We start from the raw sequence: 7,486 nt of genomic DNA on the forward strand, positions 1-7,486 counted from the left end.
CTCCAAGCTCAAGCAGTTCCGCCGCGTCGCCACACGCTACGAAAAGACCGCCCGCAACTTCCTCGCCGTCGTCACCATCGCCGCCACCATCCTTTGGCTCAGGTAACTGTCCACGGAACCTAGAGCATGCTGCGTTCGCATGCGCTCACGCCACATGCTCCAGCCTAATGTTTCGAGAGCATCTTCACGCATCCAGATGATTCCATCCGAACGCGATCTGCTCTAGGCAGCCGCCGCGCCGGCCCTCACTGCCAAGGCGTCCTCTCCCAGATCCGCTGGTAGCGCTCGAGCTGGGCCGGCATCTGCGCCTCCCATTCCGCGCCGCGCAGGAAGGCCATCGCCAGTTCGAGCTGGCGGACCCTCTCCGCCCATTCGGGCATGGCGATCACCTTCGCGATCGTATCCTCCAGCCGGCCCGCGACCTCGTCGGGGATGCCGCGCGGCGCGCCGATCCCGCGCTCGCTGCTCATCAGCACGTCGAAGCCTTCCTCGCGGAAGGTGGGCACGTCCGGCATCAGCTCCCACCGGCGCTCGCCCATGCCCGCGAGGGCGCGCAGCATCGGGTTCTCCTGTCCCAGCATCCCGATCTCGCCGAGATTCAGGCCGGCGACGTCGATCTGTCGGCCGAGCACGGCATTGCGCGAGGGGCCGGCGCCGGCGAAGGGAACGTGGATGAACTCGGCGCCCGAGGCGGCCTCGAACAGCGTCAGGCCGAGATGGTCATCGGTGCCGATGCCGGAGGAGCCGACGCTGATCGTCCCGGGCCGCCGCTTCGCCGCCTCGACCAGGTCGCGCAGCGACCGGTAGGGCGAATCCCTGTGCACGACGAAGGCGCTGGGGTCGTCCACCAGGCGCGCGATCAGCCGGATCTGCGCGCGGTCATAGCGCACACGGCGCTGCACCCCGAGCGAGAGGTAGCCCGGCGTGTTGATGGTGCCGAGCGTGTAGCCGTCCGGCCGGGCGGTCTGCAGCGCGACATAGGCCGTCTCGCCGCCTGCCCCGGGCCGGTTGACGACGACGAAATTGGACCCCGGCAATTCGGCGCCGAGGAACTGTGTCAGCGCACGCACCATCACGTCGGTCCCGCCGCCGGGCGCGAAGCCGACGATGACCTCGATGGGCCGCCCGGCCGGCCAGGCGGGCTGAGCCAGGGCGGGCGCGGCGAGGGACGCGACCCCGGCGGCCAGGATGCCGCGACGCGTGGCGGTGATGGGCATTCTCATGGTTTCCTCTCTGGTGGTGATCTGGTTGGGCAGAGCGACCGCGCTGTCGTGAATCGCGTCAGGCCGCCACGGGCAGGCGTCCCTGGACGACCACGGCGCCGGCCATCATCGGCACGCGCCCGGCGAGCACCGCGACAATGCAATCCGCTGCCATAGTGGACATGCCGACCGCACCGCGCGGTGTGTTCGCGGCAAGGTGAGGCGTCGGCAGGACGCGCGGATGGCCGCGCAGCGGGCTGGCGGTATCCAGCGGCTCCCGCGCGAAGACGTCCACGCCAGCCCAGGCGAGTTGCCCGGACTCGAGTGCCGCCAGCAGCGCCACCTCGTCCACGATGCCGCCACGGGCGGTGTGCACCAGGATGGCGCCGCGCGGCATCAGCGCGAGTTCCGCCGCACCGATCATGCCCCGCGTCGCAGCGTCGAGCGGGCAATGCAGCGACAGCACTTCGGAGCGTGCCAGCAGCGCCCGCAGGTCAGCGACGCGCTCCCCGGGGCCAGGCAGCGGCCCGGCGGGCAGGAGGGGGTCGTAGGCGGCAACCCGCATGCCGAAGGCATCTGCGAAGCACGCGACCTTGGATCCGATCGCGCCATAGCCGACGATGCCGAGCGTGACGCCGTCGATGTCGCGCGTCATGCGGGTGGTCTTCTCCCACAGCCCGTCGCGCATGCCGGTGGCGACCGAGGGCAGGTCCTTCAGCAGCGCGAGCATAAGCGCCATCGCGTGCTCCGCGACCGAGCGCGAATTGGCCCCTGCGGCCCGCGTCACCGTCAGGCCGCGCGCCTCTGCGGCCGCGAGGTCGATGCCGTCGACGCCAGCGCCATGGCGCGCGATCACGCGCAGCGCGGGAGCGGCGGCGTCCATGACGGCGCCGTTGATGATCCCCTGCCGGTGCAGCAGCGCCACCGGCCGATGCTCGGCGATGGCGGCCAGCAATTCAGCCTCGGAGGGATAGCCGGAGGTGCAGGGCACGGCGTAGCCGGCGGCTTCCAGGATGGCGACCGCCTCCGGCGCGAGCTTCGCGGCGGTGACGAGGACCGCGGGCTTCGCGGCGGAGTGCTGGGTCATGGGGGATCTTCCGGAATGCATCGGTTCAGTCGAGGCCGTCGCAGCCAAGCCGCCGCAGAGTCGCATCCACCCAGGATGCGTCGTGGGTGCCGGCCTCGATGTTCGCCATCTGGCGCGCCTCGGCCGCCGCCTTCTGCGTGGTCGCGGCGTGCACGGCCTCCACCTCGGCGAAGGGGACGCAGAGCAGGCCGTCCTCGTCGCCCAGCACGAGGTCGCCGGGCTCGATCACCATGCCGTCGATCGCGATGGCGACGTTGATCTCGCCGGGGCCGTCCTTGTAGGGGCCACGATGGGTGACGCCGGCGGCGAAGACCGGGAAGCCCTGCGCGCGGATGGCGGCGCTGTCGCGGATCGCGCCGTTGATGACGATGCCGGCGAGGCCGCGCTTGATCATCTGCGCCAGCATGAGCTCGCCGATGATGGCGTTGGTCAGGTCGCCGCCGGCATCGACGACGATGACGTCGCCCGGCGCCGCGAGCGATAGGGCCTTGTGGACCATGAGGTTGTCGCCCGGGCGCGTCTTCACCGTGAAGGCGGGCCCGGCCAGCACGCCGCCTGCATGCATCGGGCGCAGCCGCGGGCCGCCCGCGGTCATGCGCGACATGACGTCGCTGACATTGGCGACGGGCAGGTCGCGGAAGCGGGCGACCGCCTCCGGGCCGACCTTGCGTGCGCCCGGCAGGATCCTGAAGCCGACAGCCATCCTCATGCTCTCCTGGATGCGCAGGCCATTCGGCGGCCTGCCAGCATTACGAAATTCAATTTCATTTTCCTCAGTCATTCGCGCCAGGGGCGCCGGGACCAGAGGGCACGTAGTGCCGCCTCTCCGCCCAGCGCCGCGTCGCGATAGGCAGCGCCGACCAGTGGCTTCAGCGGCAGGCCGGCGCGGGACGCCGCCTCGGCCCAGGCGGGGTCGGCGAAGGTCGCGGCGAAGGCGGTCTCGATTTCCGCGCGGATCGGATCCGGCAGGCCGGGCGGGCCGAAGATGCCGCGCCCGGCGGAGAACACGACGTCCACCCCGGCCTCGCGATAGGTCGCGATGTCCGGTGCGGCGGGGTCGCGCGCCTCGGTGGCCAGGCCGAGGCCGCGGATCGCGCGTTCGCGCAACAGCGGCAGCGCCTCGCTGATGTTGAAGGCGCCGACGTCGAGCTGCCCGCCGAGCAGCGGCACCAGCAGTTGCGAGGTGCCGTTGAAGGGCACGTGGTTCAGCCGGACGCCGGCGGCTTCCTCCATCAGCAGCATCGCGATGTGGTCGTCCCCTCCGATACCCGCGGTGCCGTAGGGCACGTCGCCCGGCCGCGCCCGCGCCACCGCCAACAGGTCCGGCAGGCCCCGCAGCGGGCTGTCGGCGCGGACGAACAGCCCGCAGGGGTCCTCGACGACCTGCGCGAGGTAGGTGAGATCGGCAGGGCGCCAACGCACCGGGCGCTCGATCGGTTGGCTCAGCACGGTTGGCGTCGCACAGGCGCCGAGCACGAAGCCGTCCGGCGCGGCATTCGCCACCGCCTCGGTCCCGACCTGGCCGCCGGCGCCGGGCCGGTTGCCCACCACCACGCGCGCGCCTGGCAGGCGGGCGGCAAGGAAGGGCGCGACGGTCCGCGCCATGGCGTCCATGCCGCCGCCCGGCGCGAAGGGCACGATGATCTCGATCGGTCGGCCTGCCGGCCAGCCGCGTTGGGCCATGGCCGGGCGCGCCAGCACGGCAGCGGCTCCAAGAAGGGCGGCGCGCCGGCCGAAACGGGGTCCTGGCATCTCGGATGTCTCCTTCCCTGCGTCAGGCATTGCTTGACAGGCCTAGGCGCGGGCCGCCTATAACGCAACGTCGTTTCGAAATACAAGCCTCATTGAACAGCGGGCACACCAGGGAAGGAACCGCGCCACATGATCTCCCGCCGCCACATCCTCGGCTCCGGCCTCGCGGTGCTGCCGTTTGCGCTGACCCGCCGCGGCCTTGCGCAAGGCGAGGCCTGGCCCTCGCGCCCGATCCGCCTGGTTGTCGCCTGGGCCCCGGGTGGGGCGGTCGACACCATCGCGCGGCGCCTCGCACCGAAGCTCTCGGAGAGCCTTGGCCGGCCCGTCGTGGTGGAGAATAAGTCGGGCGCCACGGGCACCATCGGCGCCGCCGAGGTCGCGCGCGCCGCATCGGACGGGCACACGCTGCTGGCGATGGACAATACCTACGCCATGCTGCCCTACCTGTTCCAACGCCTGCCTTTCGACCACGCGACCGCCTTCAAGCCGGTGACGGTCTCCGCCTTCTCGCCCGTCATGCTCGCCGTGCATCGCGACGCGCCCTGGCGCGACCTCACCGCGCTGATCGCGGCCGCGAAGCGCGAGCCCGAGAAGATCACCTACGGGACGGGCGGCATCGGCAGCGCGCCGCACTTCGCCACCGCCGCCTTCGCCCAGGCCGCCGGCATCAGGATGCTTCACGTGCCCTTCCGCGGCGCCGGGGAGGCGGTGACGAACGTGCTCTCGCGCCAGGTGGACCTGGTGATGGTCTCGCTCGGCTCGGCGCTCGGCCATGTGCAGGGCGGAGCGCTACGGGTGCTGGCGATGAGCGGCATGCACCGCACCGCCGTCCTGCCCGAGGTGCCGACCTTCCGGGAAGCGGGGCTGCCGGGCTTCGGCCCGAATGGCGAGGGCGTGGTGAACTGGTCCGGTCTCGCCGCGCCCACCGGCACGCCTGATGCCGTGGTGGCGCGACTGCAGGCGGAGATGGCGAAGGCGCTGGAGGCACAGGACATGCGTGACTTCCTGGCCTCCATCGCTTCCGAGCCTGGCGGCATGCCGCCCGCAGCCTTCGCGGCGCTGCTGGCCGAGGAGACGGTGCGCTGGCGGGACGTCGCCGCCACCAGCGGCATCGAGCGGCAATAGGGCGATGGGCTTCTTCGCGCCGCCCCCGCGCCTGGGCACCGAGGTCTTCACCCGGCTGCCGGACCGCTTCCGCCGCGCCCGCGCGACCGCATGGGCACGCTGGAACCGCGGCGGGCGGGAGATCGACAGCTTCCTTGAAGGCCCGTGCTTCGACGCCGAGGGCCGGCTCTACGTCACCGACATCCCCTTCGGGCGGATCTTCCGCATCACGGCGGATGGCGCATGGGACCAGGTGGCCGAATACGACGGCTGGCCGAACGGGTTGAAGGTGGCGCCCGACGGCATGCTACTGGTCACCGACTACAAGCGGGGCCTGATCCGCATCGATCCGTCCAGCGGCGCCGTCACGCCGCTGCTGGAGACGGCGCGCAGCGAGGGCTTCAAGGGGCTGAACGATCTTGCCCTCGGCGCCGATGGCAGCATCTTCTTCACCGACCAGGGGCAGACCGGCCTGCACGACCCGACCGGGCGCGTGTATCGGCTTCGGCCCGACGGCAGGCTCGACCTGCTGATCGGCACGGTGCCGAGCCCGAACGGCATCGTCGTCGCGCCGGACTTGTCGCATTGCCTGGTCGCGGTCACGCGCGCGAACCAGGTGTGGCGGCTGCCGCTGCACGGCGACGGCGCGGTGACCAAGGCCGGCATCTTCATCCAACTGCATGGCGGACCCGGCGGGCCGGACGGCTTGGCCTGGGACCGCGAGGGCGACCTGCTGGTTGCCCATACCGGCGTCGGGACAATCTGGCGCTTCAACGGGCGGGCGGAGCCGACGCTCGCGATCGCCTCCTGCGCCGGCGCCTCGACGACCAATCTATGCCTGGGCGGCCCGGATCGGCGCGACCTCTTCATCACCGAAAGCGAGACCGGCAGCATCCTGCGCGCGCGGCTGGAATCGCGCATCATGGGGCCGTGAGGCCGGAGGCAGGCATGGTGGAGAAGGCAAAGCGGCGACCGGCGCTCGAGGGCGTGGCCTCGGCGGATCGCGCGCTGACGGTGCTCTCGGCTTTCCGAAAGGGCGACCGATCCGTGTCGCTGGCGGAACTCGCCGAGCGGACGGGGCTGGTGAAGAGCACCATCATGCGTCTGGCCATCTCGCTCGAGGAACACGGCTACCTCGCGCGCGAGGCCAACGGGTCCTACCGGCTGGATGCGGAGGTGCTGCGGCTCGGCACGCTCTACACCCAGTCCTTCCGGCTGGAAGCGCATGTGATGCCGGTGTTGGAGGAACTCGTCGCGCGCACCGGCGAGACAGCGGCCTTCTACGTCCGCCGCGGCGAGCAGCGGCTCTGCCTGTTCCGCGTCGACAGCCCGCACCTGCTCAGGATGCATGTGCGGGTCGGCGATGCGCTGCCCCTCGACAGTTCCGCCATCGCGCAGGTGCTACGGGCTTTCGCGGCGCGGCCGCTGCCGGACTACGCGGCGGCCCTCGACCTGCCGATCGTCACCATGGGTGCGACCGATCCACACACCGGGGCCATGGCGGCGCCTGTCTTCGGCCCCGGCGACAGGCTTGCCGGGGCGCTGGCGCTCTCCGCGCCCGTTATCCGCTGGACACCGGAGGCCTTGGCGGCTGCGCGGCCGATTCTGGCCGAGGCTGCCGCCGCGCTCACCCGGCGGATCGGTGGCGAGATGCCGGAATGGCCCCGCGCCGCTGCGGAATAGATCAGTCGTCCGGCGGTCCGTCAGCCGTTTTTCTGGCCCGCTCCGCCATTGCGCCGGTGGGCTCGGAATCAGCGACGGGCGTCGGGATGCAGTTCGAACTCGGTGGTACTTCTTCAGCCAGTTCTCGCGCGCCGACCAGGCAGTGAGGCGCAATCGACGTGCTCCTGAAGGGATCACCGACGATCGCTCTTCTCAACGAAGCGGTGATCGTCGGCACCGTCAGCCAGGAACGCAAGCCGTCGAAGATGGCTGCGGCGATGCCCTATGGCTGGTAAGTTTGTCGCTGCTTGCCTCTCGACCGACTGCCAACAGCAGTGTCGTCATGGCGATGTCGGCGCCACCCCGAATGTCAGATCTGGATGGACCTTGGCCAGATTCCGTCAGTCTGCTCGCGGCCGCTTCCAGACGGAAACCCGATTGCGCGTCGCGCCTATTATGCACCGGCGCGACACTTCGATGCCGCGGGCAAACCTGGGGCTTGATCAACAATTCGCCGAACTGAAAGATTGCTGAGGCGGTCGGCTCATACTAACTCCCACAGATCAGAACTCATGTGTCCATTCGCGGAGGCCGATGGACATGATGCGCCGGGGCTGATCGATCAGGCGGTTCCAGTGGTGGCAGCAGTGGTCGACGATGTCGTCGTGGTCCTGGAAGA

General features: G+C 70.7%; 7 protein-coding genes and 1 pseudogene. 4 read left to right on the plus strand and 4 right to left on the minus strand.

Translation table 11 applies throughout. The annotated features are described in order from the left end of the window. Positions 1-106 (plus strand): annotated as a pseudogene (locus AAFN86_RS29375) (IS5/IS1182 family transposase); the annotation flags it as partial. 139 nt (positions 107-245) lie between these two features. On the opposite strand, the gene AAFN86_RS29380 reads toward AAFN86_RS29375, so the two are convergent. The 4 genes from AAFN86_RS29380 to AAFN86_RS29395 all read right to left on the minus strand — a co-directional run bounded on the left by AAFN86_RS29380 (position 246) and on the right by AAFN86_RS29395 (position 4,041). Continuing rightward, entirely contained in the window at positions 246-1,217 is a 972-nt protein-coding gene (locus tag AAFN86_RS29380) for a tripartite tricarboxylate transporter substrate binding protein (RefSeq protein ID WP_347547275.1), read from the minus strand. A 64-nt stretch (positions 1,218-1,281) separates the two neighbouring features. Then, positions 1,282-2,289 carry a hydroxyacid dehydrogenase gene (locus tag AAFN86_RS29385; protein ID WP_347547276.1) on the minus strand — a complete coding sequence of 336 codons (1,008 nt, stop codon included), beginning with the start codon at positions 2,287-2,289 and terminating at the stop codon, positions 1,282-1,284. 25 nt (positions 2,290-2,314) lie between these two features. After that, positions 2,315-2,992 carry an RraA family protein gene (locus tag AAFN86_RS29390; RefSeq protein ID WP_347547278.1) on the minus strand — a complete coding sequence of 226 codons (678 nt, stop codon included), beginning with the start codon at positions 2,990-2,992 and terminating at the stop codon, positions 2,315-2,317. Positions 2,993-3,066: 74 nt separating this feature from the next. Continuing rightward, positions 3,067-4,041 carry a tripartite tricarboxylate transporter substrate binding protein gene (locus AAFN86_RS29395; protein ID WP_347547280.1) on the minus strand — a complete coding sequence of 325 codons (975 nt, stop codon included), beginning with the start codon at positions 4,039-4,041 and terminating at the stop codon, positions 3,067-3,069. A 129-nt stretch (positions 4,042-4,170) separates the two neighbouring features. Between AAFN86_RS29395 and AAFN86_RS29400 the strand changes: the two genes are divergently transcribed. The 3 genes from AAFN86_RS29400 to AAFN86_RS29410 are packed head-to-tail and all read left to right on the plus strand — an operon-like array spanning position 4,171 to position 6,828. Continuing rightward, entirely contained in the window at positions 4,171-5,166 is a 996-nt protein-coding gene (locus AAFN86_RS29400) for a tripartite tricarboxylate transporter substrate-binding protein (protein WP_347547282.1), read from the plus strand. Positions 5,167-5,170: 4 nt separating this feature from the next. After that, the gene (locus AAFN86_RS29405; protein ID WP_347547284.1) at positions 5,171-6,079 is read left to right on the plus strand and encodes an SMP-30/gluconolactonase/LRE family protein; all 909 of its coding nucleotides are present in this window, start codon (positions 5,171-5,173) and stop codon (positions 6,077-6,079) included. A gap of 14 nt (positions 6,080-6,093) precedes the next feature. Then, entirely contained in the window at positions 6,094-6,828 is a 735-nt protein-coding gene (locus AAFN86_RS29410) for an IclR family transcriptional regulator (protein ID WP_347547286.1), read from the plus strand. Positions 6,829-7,486: the final 658 nt, after the last annotated feature.

The organism is Roseomonas sp. CAU 1739, from assembly GCF_039839775.1.
Classification (GTDB): Bacteria; Pseudomonadota; Alphaproteobacteria; order Acetobacterales; family Acetobacteraceae; genus Neoroseomonas.